The 19909-nt window shown below is 75.1% G+C and carries 20 protein-coding genes; 8 read left to right on the top strand and 12 right to left on the bottom strand.

All coding sequences use genetic code 11. The annotated features are described in order from the left end of the window. Positions 1-137: 137 nt before the first annotated feature. A complete protein-coding gene (locus tag KW076_RS12570) occupies positions 138-3578 on the bottom strand; it encodes a DEAD/DEAH box helicase (protein ID WP_286670229.1) in 3441 nt (1146 codons plus the stop codon). 68 nt (positions 3579-3646) lie between these two features. Between KW076_RS12570 and KW076_RS02995 the strand changes: the two genes are divergently transcribed. Further along, positions 3647-5344, top strand: a complete 1698-nt coding sequence (locus KW076_RS02995) for an SDR family oxidoreductase (protein WP_224356181.1) — start codon at positions 3647-3649, stop codon at positions 5342-5344. 1 nt (position 5345) lies between these two features. Here the strand turns inward: KW076_RS02995 and KW076_RS02990 are convergent, their stop codons facing one another. Genes KW076_RS02990 through KW076_RS02960 form a run of 7 tightly spaced genes read right to left on the bottom strand, consistent with a single transcriptional unit; the run spans position 5346 to position 11413 of the window. After that, complete coding sequence (locus KW076_RS02990) at positions 5346-6218, bottom strand: prenyltransferase (RefSeq protein ID WP_224356180.1); 873 nt, start codon at positions 6216-6218, stop codon at positions 5346-5348. Continuing rightward, the gene (locus KW076_RS02985) at positions 6215-6520 is read right to left on the bottom strand and encodes a lycopene cyclase domain-containing protein (RefSeq protein WP_224356179.1); all 306 of its coding nucleotides are present in this window, start codon (positions 6518-6520) and stop codon (positions 6215-6217) included. Before KW076_RS02985 ends, KW076_RS02990 begins: the two co-directional genes overlap by 4 nt. Next, on the bottom strand, positions 6517-6867 hold the full coding sequence (locus KW076_RS02980; RefSeq protein WP_224356178.1) for a lycopene cyclase domain-containing protein: 351 nt from the start codon (positions 6865-6867) through the stop codon (positions 6517-6519). Before KW076_RS02980 ends, KW076_RS02985 begins: the two co-directional genes overlap by 4 nt. Then, positions 6867-8627 carry a phytoene desaturase family protein gene (gene crtI / locus KW076_RS02975; RefSeq protein ID WP_224356177.1) on the bottom strand — a complete coding sequence of 587 codons (1761 nt, stop codon included), beginning with the start codon at positions 8625-8627 and terminating at the stop codon, positions 6867-6869. The genes KW076_RS02980 and crtI overlap by 1 nt, the downstream gene beginning before the upstream one ends. Then, positions 8624-9643, bottom strand: coding sequence for a phytoene/squalene synthase family protein (locus KW076_RS02970; RefSeq protein WP_224356176.1), 1020 nt, complete (start codon positions 9641-9643; stop codon positions 8624-8626). Before KW076_RS02970 ends, crtI begins: the two co-directional genes overlap by 4 nt. 1 nt (position 9644) lies before the next feature. Next, a complete protein-coding gene (locus KW076_RS02965) occupies positions 9645-10838 on the bottom strand; it encodes a polyprenyl synthetase family protein (RefSeq protein ID WP_224356175.1) in 1194 nt (397 codons plus the stop codon). Next, positions 10835-11413, bottom strand: a complete 579-nt coding sequence (locus KW076_RS02960) for a MarR family winged helix-turn-helix transcriptional regulator (RefSeq protein ID WP_224356174.1) — start codon at positions 11411-11413, stop codon at positions 10835-10837. Before KW076_RS02960 ends, KW076_RS02965 begins: the two co-directional genes overlap by 4 nt. A 105-nt stretch (positions 11414-11518) precedes the next feature. Between KW076_RS02960 and idi the strand changes: the two genes are divergently transcribed. Continuing rightward, positions 11519-12091, top strand: coding sequence for an isopentenyl-diphosphate Delta-isomerase (idi, locus tag KW076_RS02955; protein WP_224356173.1), 573 nt, complete (start codon positions 11519-11521; stop codon positions 12089-12091). A 12-nt stretch (positions 12092-12103) separates the two neighbouring features. On the opposite strand, the gene trxA is transcribed toward idi, so the two are convergent. Beyond that, entirely contained in the window at positions 12104-12538 is a 435-nt protein-coding gene (gene trxA, locus KW076_RS02950) for a thioredoxin (protein ID WP_224356172.1), read from the bottom strand. A 78-nt stretch (positions 12539-12616) separates the two neighbouring features. Next, entirely contained in the window at positions 12617-13516 is a 900-nt protein-coding gene (locus KW076_RS02945; RefSeq protein ID WP_224356171.1) for an aldo/keto reductase, read from the bottom strand. 91 nt (positions 13517-13607) lie between these two features. On the opposite strand from KW076_RS02945, the gene aroQ reads away from it, so the two are divergent. Together aroQ and KW076_RS02935 are read left to right on the top strand one after the other, a co-directional pair. Continuing rightward, the gene (aroQ, locus tag KW076_RS02940) at positions 13608-14078 is read left to right on the top strand and encodes a type II 3-dehydroquinate dehydratase (RefSeq protein WP_224356170.1); all 471 of its coding nucleotides are present in this window, start codon (positions 13608-13610) and stop codon (positions 14076-14078) included. A 134-nt stretch (positions 14079-14212) separates the two neighbouring features. Beyond that, positions 14213-14695 carry a pyridoxamine 5'-phosphate oxidase family protein gene (locus tag KW076_RS02935; RefSeq protein WP_224356169.1) on the top strand — a complete coding sequence of 161 codons (483 nt, stop codon included), beginning with the start codon at positions 14213-14215 and terminating at the stop codon, positions 14693-14695. A 177-nt stretch (positions 14696-14872) separates the two neighbouring features. Here the strand turns inward: KW076_RS02935 and rlmN are convergent, their stop codons facing one another. Next, positions 14873-16060: a dual-specificity RNA methyltransferase RlmN gene (gene rlmN / locus KW076_RS02930; protein WP_491562379.1), complete on the bottom strand. Its 1188-nt coding sequence runs from the start codon at positions 16058-16060 to the stop codon at positions 14873-14875. A 651-nt stretch (positions 16061-16711) separates the two neighbouring features. On the opposite strand from rlmN, the gene KW076_RS02925 reads away from it, so the two are divergent. Next, the gene (locus tag KW076_RS02925) at positions 16712-17002 is read left to right on the top strand and encodes a three-helix bundle dimerization domain-containing protein (protein WP_224356167.1); all 291 of its coding nucleotides are present in this window, start codon (positions 16712-16714) and stop codon (positions 17000-17002) included. A gap of 111 nt (positions 17003-17113) precedes the next feature. Here KW076_RS02925 and KW076_RS02920 read toward each other — a convergent pair whose 3' ends face one another. Continuing rightward, positions 17114-18367: an isochorismate synthase gene (locus tag KW076_RS02920; RefSeq protein ID WP_224356166.1), complete on the bottom strand. Its 1254-nt coding sequence runs from the start codon at positions 18365-18367 to the stop codon at positions 17114-17116. A gap of 124 nt (positions 18368-18491) precedes the next feature. Here KW076_RS02920 and KW076_RS02915 point away from each other — a divergent pair, with 124 nt between their 5' ends. The 3 genes from KW076_RS02915 (at position 18492) to KW076_RS02905 (ending at position 19905) form a co-directional block, all read left to right on the top strand. Beyond that, complete coding sequence (locus KW076_RS02915) at positions 18492-19250, top strand: arsenate-mycothiol transferase ArsC (protein ID WP_224356165.1); 759 nt, start codon at positions 18492-18494, stop codon at positions 19248-19250. 80 nt (positions 19251-19330) lie between these two features. Then, positions 19331-19645: a metal-sensitive transcriptional regulator gene (locus tag KW076_RS02910; protein WP_224356164.1), complete on the top strand. Its 315-nt coding sequence runs from the start codon at positions 19331-19333 to the stop codon at positions 19643-19645. A 41-nt stretch (positions 19646-19686) separates the two neighbouring features. Next, positions 19687-19905: a heavy-metal-associated domain-containing protein gene (locus KW076_RS02905; RefSeq protein ID WP_224356163.1), complete on the top strand. Its 219-nt coding sequence runs from the start codon at positions 19687-19689 to the stop codon at positions 19903-19905. The last annotated feature ends 4 nt before the right edge of the window (positions 19906-19909 follow it).

Genomic DNA, 19909 nt, shown 5'->3' with positions numbered 1-19909 from the left:
TTTCGTTCGGGAAACGGCGCCCCGGGGACCACTTTCGTCGACGAAACGGGCGGGAGGGCCGCCGTCTCATCAACGAAAACGTCTCGACACGCGGCCGTTCCCCGAACGAAAACGTCCGGCCCGCCCCGCCGCGGCCCTCACTCCTCGGCGCCGAGCAGCTCCCGGATGTCGTCCGCCGTGAGGGAGTCGGTGAAGGCGCCGGCGCCGGAGTCGTCGGACTCGTCCATGAGCGCCCCGAACAGCTCGGCCTTGCGCTGCTGCAGCTCCAGCACCTTCTCCTCGATGGTCCCCTCGGAGACCATCCGGTAGACCATCACGGTCCGCTCCTGGCCGATGCGGTGCGCCCGGTCCACGGCCTGGTTCTCCGCCGCCGGGTTCCACCACGGGTCCATGAGGAACACGTAGTCCGCCTCCGTCAGCGTCAGGCCGAACCCGCCCGCCTTCAGGGAGATCAGGAACACGGGGGCGTCGCCCTCGCGGAAGTCCTGGATCACCTCGGCGCGGTTCCGGGTGGAGCCGTCCAGGTAGGCGTGCTCCACCTCCATCGCGTCCAGCTCCTCGGCGACCACCCGCAGGAAGGACGTGAACTGGCTGAACACGATCACCCGGTGCCCCTCGGCCAGCACCTCCTCGAGGTCGTCCAGGAACCGCTCCAGCTTGGAGGAGGGCACGGCCGCGTACTCGCGGTCCACGATCTGCGGGGCCAGCGCCAGCATGCGCAGCAGCGTCAGGGACTTGAAGATCGTGAACCGGTTGCCGTCCATGTCCCCGAGCAGGCCGAGGACCTTGCGGCGCTCGCGGGCCAGCACCCGGTCGTAGACCTTGCGGTGGGCGGCGTCGAGCTCCACGCGGAGCACCTGCTCCTGCTTGGGCGGCAGGTCCTTGGCCACGAGCTCTTTGGAGCGGCGCAGCATGAACGGGCGCACCCGTCGGCGCAGGGAGGCCATGCGCTCGGGGTGCTCCCCGGTCTCGATGGGGGTCACGTAGGTCTCGCGGAACCGGCGGTGGCTCGGGAACAGGCCCGGGACCACGACCTCCAGCAGCGCCCACAGGTCGCTGAGCGAGTTCTCCATGGGGGTGCCCGTGATGGCCAGTCGGAACGGCGCCCGCAGGTCCCGGGCCACCTGGTGCACCTTGGACGCGCGGTTCTTCAGGAACTGCGCCTCGTCCAGGACGATCCCGGCCCAGGACGCGTCCGCGTGCTGGGCGGCGTCGATCCGCAGCAGCGTGTAGGAGGTGACGACGACGTCGGCGCCCTCCGCCGCCTCCGTCACCGAAGTGCCCCGCTTGCGGGTGGTGGTGTCCAGGACGCGCACGTCCAGGCCGGGGGTGAACTTCGCGGCCTCGGACGCCCACACGGACAGCACCGACGACGGCGCCACCACCAGGAAGGGCGGCCGGTCCGGGTGCTCGGCCCGGGCGTAGGCCATGAGCGCGAGGGTCTGGACGGTCTTGCCGAGGCCCATGTCGTCGGCCAGGATCCCGCCGAGGTCCTGGTCGTGGAGGAAGCGCAGCCATCGCAGGCCGTCCTCCTGATAGGGCCGCAGCTCGGCCTTGAGCCCGGGCACCGCGGGGGCCTCGGGCAGGCGCTCCACGGCGGCCAGCCGCCCGACGGCGGCCGTCCACTCGGGGTCCTCCTCGGCCTCGTCGGCGAGCTCCTTGAGGTCCTCCCAGAAGCCCACCTGGTGGCGGGAGAGCGTGGTGTGCTCGGGCGTCCACTCCTGCAGGGCGGCCGCCTCGGAGAGCAGGGCGCGCAGCCGGTCGAACGCCGGGTGGTCCAGACCCAGCCAGGTGCCGTCCTGGAGCATGAGCGTGGTCTTGCCGTGCACGAGCGCCGTGAACAGCTCCACGAACGGCAGCACGTGCCCGTCCACGGAGACCTGCACGCCGAGGTCGAACCAGTCGTTCTGCGCGGCCTTCGTGGACACCTCGATCCGCGGGGCGGCCTTCAGCTCCCGGTAGTCCGGGCGCTCGCCCGTGACGTCCACGCGGACGTGGTCCAGCCGCTGCAGCTGCGGCAGGACGGACTCGGAGAACCGGGCTGCGCCCACGCCCTCGAGCTCCTGCTCCTCCGCCCGCCCGACGCGCGGCCACACCTGGGCGGCCGCGCGCAGCACGGCCTCCTCGTGGCGAGGGTCCCGCAGACCGTCGTGGCCGAGGCCGAGCTCGCGGGGCGGGTCGAAGTACAGCCAGGACCAGCGCAGCACCAGCCGGTGGCCCGGGCGGAAGTCCGCCTGCAGACGCAGCACGGGTGGCTCGAACTCGGGCAGCTCCACGGAGGCGTCCGCGCTGCCCACGTCCAGGGCGGCGCGCAGCCGCGGGTAGATCCGGCCCAGGAACTCCTCCCGGTCCGCGGTGGGCACGTGCACGGGCCGCCCGGCCAGCACCATCTCCTGGACCGGCTCCGGCACCCGACGCACGGCCGGCAGCAGGTGCAGGGTCCAGGTCCCGTCCTCCTCCTCGTCCGCCCGGTAGAACCCGATCGACCCGATCGCGTGGGTGTCCCGCAGCCGCTCCGCGTCCGGGCGCGCGGCGGCGTCGTCCGCGGGGGCGCCCTCCCCGGCGCCGCCGGCCGGGGCGAGGGACGGGGCGACCTCCAGGCCGCCGTCCGGGGCCGAGGCGACGTCCAGGCCCACCTCCACCGGCGCGTCCAGGACCACGTCCGCGAGGATCCCCTGCGGCACCAGCTCGACGCCGGCCTCCTGCGCCTCCGCGAGCAGCTGCCAGATCCGCGGCGAGTCGAAGGCGTGCAGGCCGAACCAGCCCTCCGTGGGGTAGGAGTCCTCCGCCTGCAGCTGCCGCCAGATCAGGCGCAGGGCGCGCTCCTGGGCGGGGTCGTACTCGGCGCGCGGGAACTGGAACGCCTTCCAGGTGAGCCCGCCCTTGATCCACGTGCCCTTGGCCCCGCGCTTGAGCGGGCGGACGATCACGTACAGCAGGCGGGCCTCCCGCAGGTGCTCCTCGCCGGCCGGAGCCGGGCCCCACTGGGCGAACGCGTTCCGGGAGGACTCCGCCACCAGCTCGACGCCGATCGCCAGGTCCGGCGGCGGGGCCAGGCGGCGGGGGCCGCCGTCGAGCCCGGCGAGGGACTCCAGCACCCCGCGCCAGGGCAGGCCGGCCTCCGGGGCCGGCGCGTCCGGGCGGGCGGGGGCGGCGCCCGCCCGCTCCGGGGAGGGCAGGCGGTCCGCCGTGGTGACGCGGGAGGCGAGCTCCTCCCGGGCGGCGTGGCGGGCGGCGTCGGCGTGGCGGCGGGTGATCTCGTAGAGGGCGGCGGCCACGTGCTTGCAGTCCTCGCCCACGGGACACTGGCAGCGGCCGGCGGTGGGCTCCAGCAGGGGCTCGCCGTCCGGGCCGGTCTCCCCCGAGGGCTGCAGGCGCACGGCCTGCCGGTACGGCTGCGGCGCGGTCCCCCGCACGGCGGAGGTCAGGCGCAGGCGGGAGGCGTCGTAGGTCACCCGGAGCACGCCGCCCTCGGCCGCGATGTCGAAGCCGCGGTCCGCGCTCGTGGGGCCCACGAGGGCGCGGATCGCCTCGGTCCGCAGGTGCGGGAGGGGATCGCCGGAGACGCCAGGTGCCATAGGGGTCAGTCTTTCACGGCGTCGCCAGGACCTGCCGCGCCGTGCCCCTCCGTCCCTACCCTGGGCGCATGAGCACTCCCTCGACCTCCCGGGGCAGCGGCCTGACCAGCGCCGCCGCCTCCGGTGACACCCCTGCCGGGACCGGCGCCACCACCGCGAGCCTCTCCCCCCTCGGCCTCGCCCTCCCCGACGGCCACGACCGCCGCGTCCTCGTCACCGGCGCCACCGGATACGTCGGCGGCCGCCTCATCCCCGAGCTGCTCGCCGCCGGCTTCCGCGTCCGCGCGGGCGCACGGACCCCCCGCGACCTCGAGGACCGCCCGTGGTCGGACCGCGTGGAGGTCGTGGAGCTGGACCTGGAGAAGCCGGACCTCGTGAAGGCCGCCATGCAGGACGTGCACACCGCCCTCTATCTGGTGCACTCCATGGGCGCCGGCGGCGACTTCGTGGAGCAGGAGCAGAAGATCGCGGACATCGTGGCCACCGCCGCGGACGAGGCCGGGATCACCCAGCTCGTGTACCTCTCCGGCCTCCACCCGGCGGGCAAGCCCGTGGAGGAGCTGTCCGACCACATGCGCTCCCGCGCCCTCGTGGCCGAGCGCCTCGAGGCGGCCGCCACACCCGCGCTCACGTTCGAGGCCGGCGTCGTGATCGGCTCCGGATCGGCGTCCTTCGAGATGATCCGCCACCTCTCCGAGCGCCTGCCGATCATGCCCGGCCCGTCCCTGCTGAAGAACCGCGTGGAGCCGATCGCCGTCCGCGACGTCCTCCACTACCTCGTCCAGGCGTGCGCCCTGGAGGAGCCGGTGCAGCTGCACGCGCAGATCGGCAACGGCCGCCCGCAGTCCTTCGCCAGCGTGCTCGTGGACTATGCGGAGGTCGCGGGGCTCTCGAAGCGCATCGTGATCCCCACGCCGCTGCCCCTGTCCCGGCTGGCGGGGCTGTGGGTCGGCGTCGTCACCCCCATCCCCGTGAAGGTGGCCCTGCCGCTGGCGGCCTCCCTCGCCGAGGACGCCGTCGTCGAGGACCATGCGATCCGCGACGTCATCCCCGCCCCGGAGGGCGGCCTCACCTCCTACAAGGAGGCCGTGCGCCGCGCCCTGGCCGCGGAGAAGAACGGGCCCCTGGACGTCACCTTCGAGGCCGACGTCTACGACTCCTCCGACCCCGCCGCCCCCCTGCCCTCCGACCCCGAGTGGGCCGGGCACACGGTGTACACGGACGACCGCGAGCGCGAGTCGGACCTGGCCCCGGAGGACGTGTGGCCGGTGATCGAGTCGATCGGCGGGCGCAACGGCTGGTACTCCACGCCGCTGCTGTGGAAGGTCCGCGGGTACATGGACAAGGTGGTCGGCGGCCCGGGCCTGATGCGCGGTCGCCGTGACCAGGACCACCTGCGCCGCGGCGACGCCGTGGACTGGTGGCGCGTGGAGGAGGTGGATCCGGGGCACCGGCTCACCCTGCGCGCGGAGATGAAGGCCGGCGGCCGGGCCTGGCTGCAGCTGACCACGGAGCCCCGCGAGCAGGGCGGCTCCGTGTACCGGCAGCGCGCGATCTTCATGCCCGACGGCCTCCTGGGCCGCGCCTACTGGACGGCGATCCTCCCGTTCCACGCGGTGGTGTTCCCGGAGATGGCCGCGAACATCCTGGCCGAGGCGGAGCGCCGGCGCACCGGCGGCGCGCGACGCCGCACCCGCGGGCTGGTCCGTGCGCTGGCCGACCGCCTGCCCCTGCGCCGCAGCCCCCTGGACCGCCGGGCCGGCTGACTCAGCGGACCAGCGCCCACCAGATCAGCAGGAGGGTGACGAGGAACCCGGTGAGGTAGTTCAGCCAGAGGAAGGTGCGCCAGCCGCGGTGCGCCTCGCCGGAGGTGGCGTCCGTGACGTGCCGGAAGCGCAGGGTGCTCAGCAGGTAGGGCGCAGCCAGCAGCGCGGCGAGGGGCCCGGGCCAGTCGGTGGGGAGCATGAGCAGCCCGGCCGCGGCGTAGAGGGCGGCGGCGGCCAGGACGGTGGGCCGGGCGCCGAGCACGGTGGCCACGGAGGCCAGCCCGCCCTCGCGGTCCGGGACCACGTCCTGCACGGCGCCGAACATCTGCGAGGCCATCCCCCAGAGGAAGAACCCGCCCAGCAGGGACCACAGGGCCGGGGTGAACTCGGCCCCGGCGAGCACCAGCCCGTACACGGCCGGGGAGACGAAGTGCGTGGACGAGGTCACCGCGTCCAGGAAGGGCCGCTCCTTGAAGCGCAGCCCCGCCCAGGAGTACGCCACCACGGCGAACAGGCTCACCGCCAGCACGGCGACGGCGGCCCACTCCCCCCGCAGCACGGACCGGCCGGCGAGCACGGCCGCAAACGGCGCCGGCGTCAGCGCGGACCAGGCGAGCACCCGGCGGCGGACGGCCGGATCCGCGAGCACCGAGCCCTCGACGCCGCCCTTGCGCGGGTTGCGCAGGTCGGACTCGAAGTCGAAGACGTCGTTGATGCCGTACATCGCCAGGTTGTAGGGCACCAGGAAGAAGAACCCGCCGAGGGCCACGAGCCACCAGGGCAGCCCGCCGGTCAGCAGCACGGCCGCCAGGAACGGGTAGGCGGTGTTCACCCAGCTGACGGGGCGCGAGGCCCAGAAGAGCGTGCGGATCATCGGGTGCCTCCTCGCACCAGGGTCCAGAGCCCCCCGAGCAGGGCGACGCCCGCCAGCGGGTACAGGAAGTCCTCCACGGGGGCCAGGCCGATCCGGGCCCCGTTGATGTTGGCCTGCGTGTAGTCCACGATCCCGAGGCCGATGATCACCGAGTCGAACACCGCGGTGAGCACCACGAGCAGGGCCACGGCCAGGACCAGGCCGAGGCGACGGCGGCGGTCCAGGCGACCGGTGAGCGCGGAGGCGAGCAGCACCGCCGCGGCGACCGCGAGGAAGGGCAGGCTGATGGTCAGGTAGGTCACGACGCCGTCGCCCCCTCGCCCCGTCCCGCGCGGCGGGCGCGCGCCCACGCCGTCAGCCGCGGCAGGCCCTCCACATAGACGAGCGTCTGGTGGCAGAGGAACCACAGGAACACGAGCTCCTCCACCGGCAGCTCGGGGGCCAGGAACAGCCCCACGGAGACGTCGTCGGCGCCGTGCCAGAACACGTCCGCGGCGATCCCGGTCAGGTCCCAGGCCAGGAAGAACGCCAGGCCGGCGGCCAGCACGGCCAGCGCCCGCCCCGGGGTCGCGGAGAACAGCGCGAGCCGCCAGCGGGCGTCGATGGCCAGGTAGCAGCCGCAGAGCAGCAGCAGCGCGGCGAGGTACATCAGCGCCCCGCCATCGCCGGCGCCCCAGGCGCGGCTCCGCCCGGGCGGACCCCGGAGACGGCGTCCCGGGCCAGCTCCGCGGAGATGAGGCACATGGGCACCCCGATCCCCGGTCGCACGGAGGAGCCGGCGTAGACGAGCCCTGCCACGCGCGGATCCCGCACCGGCGGGCGGAACAGCGCGGACTGGCGCAGCACGTGGCCCGGCCCCAGCAGGGAGCCGCGCCAGGCGTGGACGTCCGCGGTGAAGTCCGCCGGGCCCCAGGTGCGGCGCACCACGATCCGCTCACCCAGGTCCGGGACGCCGGCCCAGCGGGCGAGCTGGGCCAGGGCGCGGTCGGCCACGGTCTCCACCTGCGCGTCCCCGGCGCGGTCCTCCTCCGGGGTGCGCACGCCGCCGCGGCCCCACTCGGGCACGGCGGGGGCGGGCACCAGCAGGAACAGGGACTCGTCCCCCTCCGGGGCCACGCCGGGGTCGGTCGCCGAGGTCATGGACACGTACAGGGAGGTCTCCTCCTGCAGGTCCTCGCCCTCGTCGATGCGCCGGAAGTTCTCGTCCCAGTCCTCCGTGAACAGGAGCGTGTGGTGCAGCAGCTCGGGCAGCCGCCCGCGCACGCCCACGCACACCAGCACCGCGGACGGGCCGGGGTCGCGGCGGTCCCAGGTGCGCTCGGCCACGCGCTGGTCCCCGGGGAGCAGCGCGGTCTGCACGTGGTGCAGGTCCGCGGCGGCCACGACGGCGTCCGCGTCCAGGCGGTGCGACCCGCCCTCGGCGTCGCGCCAGGACACCCCGCGCACGTGGCCGGAGCGACGCCGGCCGCCGGCGGGGGTGCGGGGCTCCCAGGGCCGGGGCGCCCCGTCGAGGAGGCGGGGCAGGCGACCGCGGGGACGGGGGTCGGAGACCACGTCGACGGCGGTGACCTCGGCAGCGGTGACGATCTCCACGCCCGCGGCCCGCACGAGCTCCGCCATGGCGTCCACGAGCGCGGCGAACCCGCCGATCGGGTACTGGACGCCGTCGGCGAGGTCCAGGTGGGACATCAGGTGGTACATGGCCGGCGCCTTCCCCGGGGACGTCCCCAGGAACACGGCAGGGTAGCCGAGCACGCGGCGCAGGCGGCCGTCCTCGAACCGGCGGGCCACGAAGCCGCGCAGGTCCCCCAGCAGCTGCGGAGCCAGCGCGGGCAGGGCCCGCAGCACGTCCGGACGGAGCAGCTCGGTGAGGTCCTGGAAGTCGGTGTAGAGGAACCGGCGCTTGGCCAGCGCGTAGATCCGCTCCGCCGAGTCCAGGTAGGCCGCCAGCCGGCCGCCGGCGCCGGGCTCGAGCTCCTCGGCCAGGGCCAGGGACTCCTCCCGCCCGGACACCACGTCCAGGGGCGCGCGGGCGCCGGGGGTCGACCCGTCACCGGGCGCGGCGGCGTCGTCGGCGGCGTGCTCCTGGAAGTACACGCGGTAGGCGGGGCTGAGCGCGCGCAGGTCCAGGGCCTCGTCCGCGGAGGTGCCCATGAGGCGGAACCAGCGGTCGATCACCTCCGGCATGAGGTACCAGGAGGGGCCGGTGTCGAAGGTGAAGCCCTCCGCAGACCAGCGGCCGGACCGGCCGCCGAGCACGGGGTTCTTCTCCAGCAGGGTGACCCGGTGGCCGTCCTGCGCGAGCAGGCCCGCGGTGGCCAGGCCGGCGAATCCGCCGCCGATCACCACGACGCGCCTGGACCCGGAGGGGGCGGCGGCGGGGCGGGCGGCGGGCGTGGTGGGGGTCATGGTCGGCGGTCTCCGTCCTGGTGAGCGGCGAGGTCCTCGGCGCACCCCGCCGGAAGGGGGCGTCCGCGGCGGCCGATCCCCACGGGGGACGCGGCCAGCACGCGGACGGCGATCCGGGCCTTCACCGGGTCCGGCACGCGCACGCGGCGGCGGGCCAGCTCGGCGGCGGGGGTGGCGGCCAGGCGCCGGGAGAGCTCGGCGAACAGCCCGTGGGCCAGCAGCACGGCCCGGGCCGCGCGGGGGTCGAGGGCGAGGATGCCGGGCAGGGAGGCGTCCAGGTCCGCGTCGAGGTCCGCGAGCAGCTCGGCCTTGCGCTCCTCGGTGAGCGCCTCCGGGGCGGCCCCGGAGAAGTAGGTGCGGCCCAGGGCGTCGTGGTCCGCGGCCAGGTCCCGCAGGAAGTTCACCTTCTGGAAGGCGGCCCCCAGCCGGGAGGCCGCGGCGCGCAGGGCGGCCCGGTCGGCGGGGCCGTCCGCGCGCGTGCCGTCCATCGAGAGGAACACCTGAAGGCACATCAGGCCCACCACCTCGGCGGAGCCGTGGATGTACGCGGCCAGCGAGTCCTCCCCGTGCTCGGCCACGGTGAGGTCCGCGCGCATGGAGACGAAGAACGGCCGGGTCAGCTCGGCGGTGATGCCGTGCCGGCGGGACACGTCCGCGAAGGCGTGCAGCACCAGGTCCGTGGAGAACCCGGTGTCCATGGCGTCCTCGCAGGCCCGCTCGTAGGCGTCGAGCCCGGCGGCCACCCGCGCGACGGGGAGCCCCGCCTCCTCGGCGGCGCCGTCCACCACCTCGTCGGCCACGCGGACCATGGCGTAGATCGCGGCGATGTCCCGGCGGGCGTCCGGGGGCAGGACCCGGCAGGCCCAGGAGAACGACGTCGAATACCGCCCGATCACCTCCCCGGCCACCCGCAGGGCGGTGGCGGTGTAGAGCTCCAGGTCCGTCTCCCCCGTGCGGGCGCGGACCGTGCCGCACTCCGGCCCGGCCGGGGCGGGGGGCGTCGTCGTCCCGGTCATCTCAGGCCTCCCGCTGCAGGATCTGACCGCACGTGGCGGCGAACTCGGCCCGCTCGGCGGGGGCCATGGGCAGGGCGTCCAGCAGGGCGCGCGCCTGGTCCACGAGCTCCTCGGCGACGCCGAGCGCGTGCTCCACGGAGCCGGCATCCACGAGGGCCGCGCGGGCCTCGGCGACGGCGGCGGCCAGCTCGCCGAGGTCCTCACCGTGCCGTTCGGCGCGGGCCACGCGGTCCAGGGCGGCGCGCGCCCGGGGGTCGCGGCGGCCGTGCGCCGTGAGCAGGGTGGCCTTCCCCTCCCGCAGGTCCGCGTCGTGGGGCTTGCCGGTGACGGCGGGGTCCCCCGCGGTGCCGAGGACGTCGTCGACCACCTGGTAGGCGACGCCGAGCAGGGCCCCGGCCTCGGCGAGGGCCTCGGCGTGGGCCGGGTCCGCCCCGGCCAGGAGGGCCCCGGCCCGCAGCGGCTCCTCGAACGAGTAGCCGGCGGTCTTGAGCCGCTCCATGGTGAGGATCCGCCCGGCCTCGGGGTGGTGCCCGGTGTGGCGGTGCAGGGCCAGGAGGACGTCCTCCAGCTCCCCGGCGGCCGCCGCGGAGGCGGCGCGGAACACGCTCTCGGCCGCCTCGGCGGCGCGGACGCGGGCCCCGGAGGCCGCCGCCAGGCGGAAGGCTGCGGTGAGCAGCAGGTCCCCGGCGATGATCCCGGCGGAGCGGCCCACGTGCTCGGCCTCCCCGGCGGGGACGCCGTCGCGCACCGCGTCACGGCGGTACTGCTCGGCCACGGTGGGCCGGCCGCGGCGCAGGTCGTCCCGGTCGATCACGTCGTCGTGGACGATCAGCGCGGCGTGCAGCAGCTCGAACGCGGCGCCCACACGCGCCACCGCGCGCAGGTCGGCGGCCTCCTCCTCCCCCGTGCCGCCGCGGGGGACACCGGAGGACGCCGGGGCCCGGCGCACGGTCCGCCAGCCCAGGTCCACCAGGCGGGGGCGCACCAGCTTGCCGCCCGAGACCGCCTCGCGGAGCCGCGCCCACAGCAGGTGGAAGGAGTCCGGGGCGTCCGCGCAGAGCGGGGTCTCCGCGAAGACGCGGTCCAGCTCGGCCCGCACGGCGGCTCGGGCGCGCCCGGCGTCGTCGAGGCCGGGGGTCGCGGCCGAGGCCGACCACGGGGCGGCCCCGCCGATGCCGGCGGCGAGGGGGTTCACGGCTGCTCCGCCTGCTGGGTGACGCGGGCGGTGAGGTCGTCGCGCCAGGCATCCATGTGGTCCGCCACGCTGTCCAGGAACCGCTCCACGGCGGCCCGGTCCTGGTCGGTCATGCCGGACATCGCGTCCCCGACCATGTCCACCATCGGCTGGACCTCCGCCATGGCCTGGCTGCGGGACTCCGGCAGCGCCCGCACCAGCGTGCGCCGGCGGTCCTGGGGATGGGGCTCGCGGACGGCGTGGCCGCCGGACACCAGGCGGTCGACGACGGCGGTGGTGGCCGCCGTCGTCAAGTGCAGGTTCCGGGCGAGCTCCGTGGGCCCGGTAGGGGCGCGCATGAGCACGGAGAGCGCGGCGTAGTCGGTCTCGTTCAGGCCCATGAGCAGGCGCATCTGCACGCGGATCTGCGCGTTGAGCCGGATGATCCTGCGAAGGGTGCGAGCGGCCGACGTCACGCCCTTGAGCTCGCCCGAGACGGGTCGGATCGCGGGGGCGGGCTCGGAGATCGGGCTCAGCATCGGCGATTCCCGGAGAGCCGTCGAGGCGGCGTCGAGGGACTGGATGGCCTCCGGCACGTCCACCCCTTTCTCTAGAAAATCTAGTAGTCTTGCCATCTAGACAATACTCGGGGGCACGCAGGTGCTGTCAACCCCGTGAGCCCAGGCCAGGGAGGACGTGAGATGCAGCAGGGACCGTCGGACCCCCGCACCGTCGAGGAGGTCGAGGAGCGCGTGGTGCTGCTCGGCGCCGACGGCGCGCCGATCGGCACGGAGGCGAAGGCCAGCGTCCACCGGAACGCGGCGGACGGCGGCACGCCGCTGCACCTGGCGTTCTCCTGCCACGTCTACGGGCCGGACGGCCGGTTCCTCCTCACCCGCCGCGCCCTGGGCAAGAAGGCGTTCGGCGGCGTGTGGACCAACGGGTTCTGCGGGCATCCCGCCCCCGGTGAGGCCCCGGCGGAGGCCGTGCTGCGGCGCGCCCCGCAGGAGCTGGGGGTCGGCGTGCGGGAGGTGACCCCGCTGCTGCCGGGCTTCCGGTACCGGGCCGCGGACGCCGGCGGCGTCGAGGAGCACGAGGTCTGCCCCGTGTTCCGCGCGGAATGCGACGGCGACCCCGTCCCGGAGCGGGACGAGGTCGCCGAGTGGTGCTGGGTGGAGGTCGCGGACCTGACGGCCGCGCTGGCCTCCGTGCCCCGGGTGTTCAGCCCGTGGCTGGTGATGCAGTGGGAGCAGGGGGCGTTCGGCCCCCGCTGAGCGGGGGGACGCTCAGCGGCCGTTGACGTCGTCGAGCTGCGCGGCGGCGGACTGCACGGCCTCCTCCTCGGAGGGCTCGGCGTCCTGCGCGCCCTGCTGCTCCGCCATGGCGCGGACCTCGGCGATGTCCAGGGCCGTGACCTGGTCGATCAGCTGGTCGAGGGCCTGGCCGGGCAGCGCGCCGGCCTGGGAGAACACCAGGACGCCGCCGCGGAACGCCATGAGCGTGGGGATGGAGGTGATGCCGGCCATCGCGGCGAGCTGCTGCTGGTCCTCGGTGTCCACCTTGGCGAACACCACGTTCTGGTGCTTCTCCGAGGCGGTCTCGAAGACGGGGCCGAACATCTTGCAGGGGCCGCACCACTCCGCCCAGAAGTCGACCAGGACGGTGTCGTTCTCGGAGACGGTGGTGCCGAAGGCCTCGAGGGTGAGGTCGGTGGTGGCCATGGTGGGGTCCTCTCGAATCGGGCGGGATCGGTCTCCCCAGGTCCAACGACGCCGGTCAGGGGGCTATTCCGCCGAGGGTCAGTGTCCGAACTCGTCGGGGTGGCGGCGCGGCCCCTCGCCGGTGTCGAGGGCGTCGATCGCGGCCATCTCCTCGGCGGTCAGCGCGAAGGAGAACACGTCCAGGTTCTGCGCCTGGCGCGCGGGGTCGACGGACTTGGGCACGGCGGCCCGGCCGGACTGCAGGTGCCAGCGCAGCACCACCTGGGCGGGCGTCCGTCCCGTGCGCGCGGCCGCGGCGGCCACGGGCTCCAGGGCGCCCAGGTCCTGGTCGGCCCGGCCCAGCGGCGAGTACGCGGTGATCGCGGCGCCGTGGGCGCGCACGCCCTCCTGCCACGCCGGCGACTGCCGGAGCGGCCCGACCTCGATCTGGTCCACGGGCGCCCGCAGCCCGGCCCCGGCCAGCCGGTCCAGGTGCGCGGGGGTGAAGTTGGAGACGCCCCAGGCGCGGATCCGGCCGTCCTCGGCCAGCTCGGACAGGGACCAGGCGGTCTCGAGGTAGCGGTCCTGGTCCGGGTTCGGCCAGTGCACGAGCACCAGGTCCACGTGCTCCAGGCCGAGCACGCGCAGCCGGCACTCGACGGCGGCGCGCACCGTCCGCGCGTCGCCGTGGTGCTCCCGGTTGACCTTGGTGGTGACGAACAGCTGGTCGCGGTCCAGCACGCCGGCGTGGATCGCGGCCGCGATCCCCTCGCCGACGGCGTCCTCGTTCCCGTAGTTCTGGGCGGTGTCCACATGGCGGTAGCCGATCCGCAGGGCCTGCTCGACGGCGTCGCGCGCCTCCGCGCCCCGCAGCGGCCAGGTGCCCAGGCCGATCCGCGGCATCTCGACGCCGTCCACGCCCGTCCCGGTGAGCGTCAGGGTCTCGGGGACGGGGGTCTCGTCCACGGGGATGGCGGTGTGCCTGCTATCGGTGCTCATGACGGATGCCTCCTCTCCCCCATTGTGCCGCCGTCACCCGCCCCCCACCAGGGGCGATGCCTCCGGGGGCGCCCCGGCCTACGCTGGCCCCATGACCGACTCCATGCCCGCCGCCACCGCCGCCCGACTGCCGCTGCTGGTCCTCAACGGGCCCAACCTGAACATGTTGGGCACCCGCGAGCCGGAGAAGTACGGGTTCGAGACCCTCGAGGACGTGCGGGCGCTCACCGCGGCCCGCGCCGCCGAGCACGGCCTGGAGGTGGACTTCCGGCAGTCCAACCACGAGGGGGAGCTCGTGGACTGGATCCAGGAGGCCCGCACGGGCTTCTCCGGGATCCTCATCAACCCGGCGGCGTACAGCCACACCTCCGTGGCCATCCGGGACGCCCTGGCGGCGGTGCCCGTGCCGATCGTGGAGGTGCACATCACCAACATCCACGCCCGGGAGGAGTTCCGGCACCACTCGGTCGTCTCTGCGGTGGCGACGACGGTGATCGCCGGCGCCGGCACGCAGGGCTACGCGCTCGGTGTGGAGGTCCTCGCGGCGCGCCTCGCCCGCTGAACCGACGCCTCCGGGCTCCGGCCGACCGCGTCATCGGCGCCCCGGAGCCCTGGCCTCCGCCGCCGGGGCTCGCCTAGCGTGGCCCCCACGACGCCCGCCGACGGCGCGGGCGCGCGAGACGCAAGGAGGACGACATGACCGAGCAGGATCCCCGCACCGCGCTGCTGGAGAAGATCGAGAAGGCCGGCGTCGTGATGCTCACGACCGCCGAGGAGGACGGCACCCTGGCCTCCCGCCCCATGGCGGTGCAGGAGGTGGAGCAGGAGCCGGGCGTGCTGTGGTTCATCACCCGCGCCACGGGCGACGCCGCGCAGGACTCGGCCGGCCGCCCCGTGAACGTGGCCGTGCAGGAGAAGGGCTTCTGGGCCTCCGTGGCCGGCCACGGCGAGATCGTCCGCGACGAGGCCCGCAAGACGGAGTACTGGAACTCCGCCACCGAGGCGTTCTTCGGCGAGGGCGCGCGCCCCGAGGACCCGCAGATCGTGCTGGTCCGCGTGCAGGCCGACTCCGCCGAGTACTGGGACGGCGGCGGCGCGGCCTCCGTCGTGGAGATCGTGAAGGCGAAGGTCACCGGCGGCGAGGCCCGCCCCGGCGACCACGACACCGTCGAGTTCTGACCGCCCGACATCCCGCCCCGCGGGGGCGACTCACGAGGCCCTGGGTGCCGTCGGCGTGGCGTCGCCCAGGGCCTCGGCCCTGCCCGTGACCGATCGGCCGAGCACGGCGGCGTCCGCGAATAAGTGCACGAACCCCTTGTGCTCCGCACACTCCACCCCGACGCCGGCCGGCCCGGCTCAGGCCCGGGCCGCGACGTCCTCGTCGTCGGCGGCGAGCTGGCCGCAGGCGCCGTCGATCTCCTTGCCACGGGTGTCGCGCAGCGTGGCCGGGATGCCGGCCGCGTTGAGCCGGTCCACGAACTCCCGCGTCACGTCCTTCTCCGAGGCCGTCCAGATGGAGCCCGGCGTCGGGTTCAGCGGAATGGGGTTCACGTGGACCCAGCCCTTGCCGCGGGCGTTGAGCTTCTTGGCCAGCAGGTCCGCGCGCCAGGCGTGGTCGTTCATGTCCTTGATCAGCGCGTACTCGATGGAGACGCGCCGGCCGGTGGCCAGGAAGTACTCGTAGGCGGCGTCGATCGCCTCGTCGGCCTTCCACCGGGCGTTCACGGGGATCAGCTCGTCACGCAGCTCGTCGTCCGGCGCGTGGAGGGACAGCGCGAACGTTAGCGGCACGCCCTCCTGGGCGAGCTTCTTGATGGCCGGGACCAGGCCCACCGTGGAGAGGGTGACGTGCCGGGCGGACATGCCCAGGCCCTCGGGGGCCGGGTCCACCATGCGGTGCACGGCCGCCATCACGCGCTTGTAGTTGGCCAGGGGCTCGCCCATGCCCATGAACACCACGTTGGTGACGCGGTCGGCGTCGTGCCCGCCGTCCCGGCGCGTGCCCCCCAGGCCGCCCTCGGCGATCACCTGGTTGGCGCGGACGATCTGCTCCACGATCTCCGCCGTGGACATGTTGCGCGTCAGACCTGCCTGGCCGGTGGCGCAGAACGGGCAGTTCATGCCGCAGCCGGCCTGGGAGGACACGCACAGGGTGACGCGCCCCGGGTAGCGCATGAGCACGGACTCCACGAGGGCGCCGTCGAACAGCCGCCAGAGGAACTTCACGGTGTCCCCGCGGTCCGTGGTCAGGCGGCGGACCTCGGTGAGCAGCGGCGGGAAGAACGCCTCCGCGATCTCCTCGCGCTTGCCCTTGGGCAGGTCCGTCATCTGCTCCGGGTCCGTGGTGAAGTGCTCGAAGTAGTGCACGGAGAGCTGCTTGGCGCGGAACGCCGGCAGGCCGATCTCCTTGGCCTTGGCCTGACGCTCGGCCAGTGTCATGTCCGCCAGGTGCTGCGGCGGCTGGGAGACGCGCGGCTGCTTGAACTGCAGCTGCGGGCGCCCGTCCGGGCCCATGGGCTGCTGCCAGCCCTCGGTCTTGGGCATCACCTGGGGACGGTCCGCGTCCACCTCGGCGGCGCGGCGCGGCGGGGCGGAGAGCTGGTGCCCGACGCCGGCGCGGTGCATCCGCTCGCGGTCCTCGGCGAGCTGCCGGGCCTCGGGCTCGTCGATCATCCCGCGTCGCGGGCGGCCGAGCGCGGGCTTGCCGGCGCGGTCCTTCTGGCGGGCGGGGGTGGGCTTGGAGCCGGGGCGGCGGGGCGTGTAGTCAGACATCCCCTCCATCATCCCACCCCTGTCCAGCGGGCCCACCTCCGGACTTTCCGGGCGGGACACGCCGCCTCGCCCGACCCCGAAGCGGCGTGTCCCGCCCGCAAGATCCCCGGGGGGCCCGGGGCCGGGCCCCGGGGCGGGCTCCGGGGCGGGCTCAGGGCCTGGCCCCGCCCACGGCCATGCCCAGGGCCCTGACCAGTTCACCTTCCGTTTACCTGGCGATCCGCATGAATCCGCGGAATCCGGGCCGAGGCCGTCCGCCGACGGCCCCCACAGGGTTGCGTTCACCGAGAATTCATCTAGAGTGGTTAACAAGTTGTTCACCTTCCGTTCACTTACGGAGGGCGGACGCCACCGACCGCACCGCGGACGTCCCCGTCCGCACGCATCGAAGGGGCCCCGCCCCGAAAGGACACGGTGATCGCCATGACCGCGACCCTGACCACCCAGCACCACATGCCCGTCCACCCCGACACCACCATGCAGCAGCGCGTCCTCGAGCGCATCGCCGGCACCCTGATCCGTCGATTCGACGGCTCCGTGCCCGCCGCCGACGTGCGCACCACCGTCGCCGAGGTCACCGCCGAGCTCGAGGCCGAGGCCCGCCTCACCACCTACCTGCCGGCCCTCACCGAGCGGGAGGCCCTGAACCGCCTCGAGGCCATGGCCGCGGCTCCGGCCCACATGACCATCACGCACGCGCGCCACGCCGCGTGAGCGCCCCGCGCGCCACACGCACTCCTCCGCCCGACGGCGGCCGGTTCAGCCAGACTGACCGGCCGCCGTCGACGCATGTCCGGGTCGTTGCGCCCGCCGCACCGACCCCGCTCAGGCGACGCCGAGGGCCCGGCGCATGGGCAGGAGCTTGACCCCCACCTCGACGACCTCCTCCTCGGCCGCGGCCCCGGGGACGATCCCGCCGCCCGCCTGCAGCCGGACGCCGCCGGGCACCTGCTGGCCGCACCGCAGGGCCAGGGCGATCTCGCCGTCGCCGTCCTGGTCCAGCCAGCCCACCGGCCCCGCGTAGCGGCCCCGGTCCACCGGCTCCACCGCGCGGATCACCTCCAGGGCCTCCGCGGTGGGGGTGCCGCCGACGGCCGCCGTGGGGTGCAGCGCCGCCACCACGTCCAGGACGGCCCCCTCTCCCGGGCGCAGTCGCCCGCGCACGTCCGTGGCCAGGTGGTGCACGTTGGGCAGGGTCAGCACGAACGGCGCCGGATGCGCGTCCTCCAGCTCCACGACGGGCGCCAGCGCGTCGAGCACGGACCGTGCCGCCCAGTGGTGCTCGCGGAGCAGACGCGGGTCGGCGGCCAGCCGGGCGCGCAGCCGGGCGTCGTCGCCCTCGTCCACGCCGCGGGGGAGGGAGCCGGCCAGCACGCGTGAGGCGACCACCCCGTCCCGCCGGGTGGCGAGCATCTCCGGGGTGGCGCCCACGAGCCCGCCGACCGCGAAGGTCCACGTCTGCGGATACTCCGCGCGCAGGGCGTCGACGGCGGCCCACAGCCTGTCCTCGCCCGCCGGCACGGTCTCCGTGCGGCTCACCACCACCTTGCTCAGGGCGCCCGCCGAGGCCTCCATCCGCGCGACGACCTCCTCGACGCCGGCCGCGTACCCGGCGTCGTCCCAGGCCAGGGCGGGGTCGTCGGCGGGGAGGGGGACCTCGCCGGCCTCCGTCAGGCGCGCCCCCGGGCAGGCGGCCACCGCGGCCGCGAGCGCCTCCCGCGGCATGGCCACCGGCACCTCGACGACGCCGTCGGGGCCGGCCTGGAGCACGCGGGCGGGCACGCGCAGCACGGAGGGGACGGGCGAGGCGTCGTCGAACGCGGAGGACACCCAGGCCAGCGCGGGGGAGGCCGGCTCCGGGCGGGCGGCGACGGCGGCGCGCCAGAGCGCGGAGAGCCGCCGCAGGCGGTCGGGGCCGTCGAGCAGGACCGTGTGCCCGCCGACGCCGACCCGCACGGTGTCCTCACGCGCCCACACGACGGCGCGGGCGAACGCCGGCACGCGCCCGGCGGCCGACCCGGACGGGGAGAGGGCGCGGGCGGCGAGCGCCGCGACGGCGACGGACGGGACGGGGGGCATGCCCCCATTCTGGCTCACGTGCCCATGCCGTCGTGCCCGTGGCGTCGCGCGCAGGCGGACGCCGCGGCCGTTACCGTTGTCAGACCCGGCGCGGCCCCCGCGCCCCCGAGCCGAAGGAGCAGGCGTGGCCCCGCATCCCTCCGACCCCGCCGCCGACCTCCCCGCCGCGGACGTCCCCCTGGACCCCACGGGCGCGCTGCCCGTGGTGGCGCCGGCCCCCGAGGGGATGGCCTCCCACGTCCTGGACCGCGAGGCGGAGCATCTGCACGCCCGCTACCCGGAGGTCGGGGACGTGGCCATGGCCCGGGCCCTGCTGGAGGACTCCTACGCGCGCCTGGCCCGCACCACCCGCCACCCGGAGATGCTGCCCGTCACCGCGGCCAACTACGCCGCCGCCCGGCTGCGCGCCCGCGCCATCGCGCAGGGCTCCGTGGAGTCCCGGCACCCGCGCGTGCTCTTCGTCTGCCACGGCAACGCCGGTCGCTCCCAGATGGCCGCCGCGCTGCTCGAGAACCGCTCGGGCGGCACGGTGGCCTCCCGCTCGGCGGGCACCTCCCCGGCGGGGAGCGTGCTGCCGATGGCGCTGGACGTGATGAACGAGATCGGCCTGCCCCTGCACCACGCGTTCCCCAAGGGCGTGGATCGGGACATCCTGCAGGCGGCCCAGCTGGTGGTGCTGTTCGACGGCGCCGAGGAGGACCTCCTGGACGTCCCCGCGGGCGTGGAGGTCCAGCACTGGTCCGTGCCCTCGATCCGCGGCCTGGCCCTGGAGCAGGTCCGCGGGGTCCGCGACGCCCTGGACCTGCAGGTCCGCGGCCTGATCGCCGAGCTGACCGCCCTCGAGGGTGAGGAGCAGGGCGGGGCGGCGGACCCGGCCGCCTGAGCCCGCTCCCCTGGGGGAGCCTCTCCCCCGTGGGGGGAGCTCTCCTTGCGGGATACCCCCTAGGGGTATATCTTCGAGGCATGGAGCACGATCGGCACGCCGGGCCCGGCTACTCCCCCCAGCGCGAGGCGTACCTCAAGCGCCTCAAGCGCATCGAGGGCCAGGTCCGCGGCATCCACCGCATGGTGGAGGAGGACGTCTACTGCATCGACGTCCTCACCCAGGTGGCCGCCGCCACCAAGGCTTTGCATGCTGTGAGCCTGGGCCTGGTGGAGGACCACCTGCGGCACTGCGTGGCGGAGGCCGCGGTGCAGGCCGAGGCAGAAGGCCGCACCGAGCTCATCGACGAGAAGGTCGCCGAGGCGACGGCCGCCCTCGGCCGCCTGCTGCGCTGACCGGCGCCGTCGCCCACCCACCACCGCACGAGGAGCATGAGATGACCACCACCGACCTGAAGATCACCGGCATGACCTGCGGCCACTGCGTCGCCTCCGTCCGAGAGGAGCTCGGTGAGATCGCCGGCGTCTCCGCCGTGGACGTGGACCTGAACGCCGGGGGCGTGTCCACCGCCACCGTCACCTCCGAGGGCCCCCTCGGCCCCGCCGCCGCGCGCGCCGCCGTCGAGGAGGCCGGCTACACGCTGGTGGAGGGCTGAGCCC

Source organism: Micrococcus porci (assembly GCF_020097155.1).
GTDB lineage: Bacteria > Actinomycetota > Actinomycetes > Actinomycetales > Micrococcaceae > Micrococcus > Micrococcus porci.
This window is presented reverse-complemented; position numbering and strand designations above follow the sequence as displayed.

Bases quoted from the DNA above. Each gene is read 5' to 3' on its own strand.
- KW076_RS12570 (WP_286670229.1), bottom strand. From the start codon at position 3,578: ATGGCACCTGGCGTCTCCGGCGATCCCCTCCCGCACCTGCGGACCGAG.
- KW076_RS02995 (WP_224356181.1), top strand. From the start codon at position 3,647: ATGAGCACTCCCTCGACCTCCCGGGGCAGCGGCCTGACCAGCGCCGCC.
- KW076_RS02990 (WP_224356180.1), bottom strand. From the start codon at position 6,218: ATGATCCGCACGCTCTTCTGGGCCTCGCGCCCCGTCAGCTGGGTGAAC.
- KW076_RS02980 (WP_224356178.1), bottom strand. From the start codon at position 6,867: ATGTACCTCGCCGCGCTGCTGCTGCTCTGCGGCTGCTACCTGGCCATC.
- crtI (WP_224356177.1), bottom strand. From the start codon at position 8,627: ATGACCCCCACCACGCCCGCCGCCCGCCCCGCCGCCGCCCCCTCCGGG.
- KW076_RS02970 (WP_224356176.1), bottom strand. From the start codon at position 9,643: ATGACCGGGACGACGACGCCCCCCGCCCCGGCCGGGCCGGAGTGCGGC.
- idi (WP_224356173.1), top strand. From the start codon at position 11,519: ATGCAGCAGGGACCGTCGGACCCCCGCACCGTCGAGGAGGTCGAGGAG.
- trxA (WP_224356172.1), bottom strand. From the start codon at position 12,538: ATGGCCACCACCGACCTCACCCTCGAGGCCTTCGGCACCACCGTCTCC.
- KW076_RS02945 (WP_224356171.1), bottom strand. From the start codon at position 13,516: ATGAGCACCGATAGCAGGCACACCGCCATCCCCGTGGACGAGACCCCC.
- aroQ (WP_224356170.1), top strand. From the start codon at position 13,608: ATGACCGACTCCATGCCCGCCGCCACCGCCGCCCGACTGCCGCTGCTG.
- KW076_RS02935 (WP_224356169.1), top strand. From the start codon at position 14,213: ATGACCGAGCAGGATCCCCGCACCGCGCTGCTGGAGAAGATCGAGAAG.
- rlmN (WP_491562379.1), bottom strand. From the start codon at position 16,060: ATGCCCAAGACCGAGGGCTGGCAGCAGCCCATGGGCCCGGACGGGCGC.
- KW076_RS02925 (WP_224356167.1), top strand. From the start codon at position 16,712: ATGACCGCGACCCTGACCACCCAGCACCACATGCCCGTCCACCCCGAC.
- KW076_RS02920 (WP_224356166.1), bottom strand. From the start codon at position 18,367: ATGCCCCCCGTCCCGTCCGTCGCCGTCGCGGCGCTCGCCGCCCGCGCC.
- KW076_RS02910 (WP_224356164.1), top strand. From the start codon at position 19,331: ATGGAGCACGATCGGCACGCCGGGCCCGGCTACTCCCCCCAGCGCGAG.
- KW076_RS02905 (WP_224356163.1), top strand. From the start codon at position 19,687: ATGACCACCACCGACCTGAAGATCACCGGCATGACCTGCGGCCACTGC.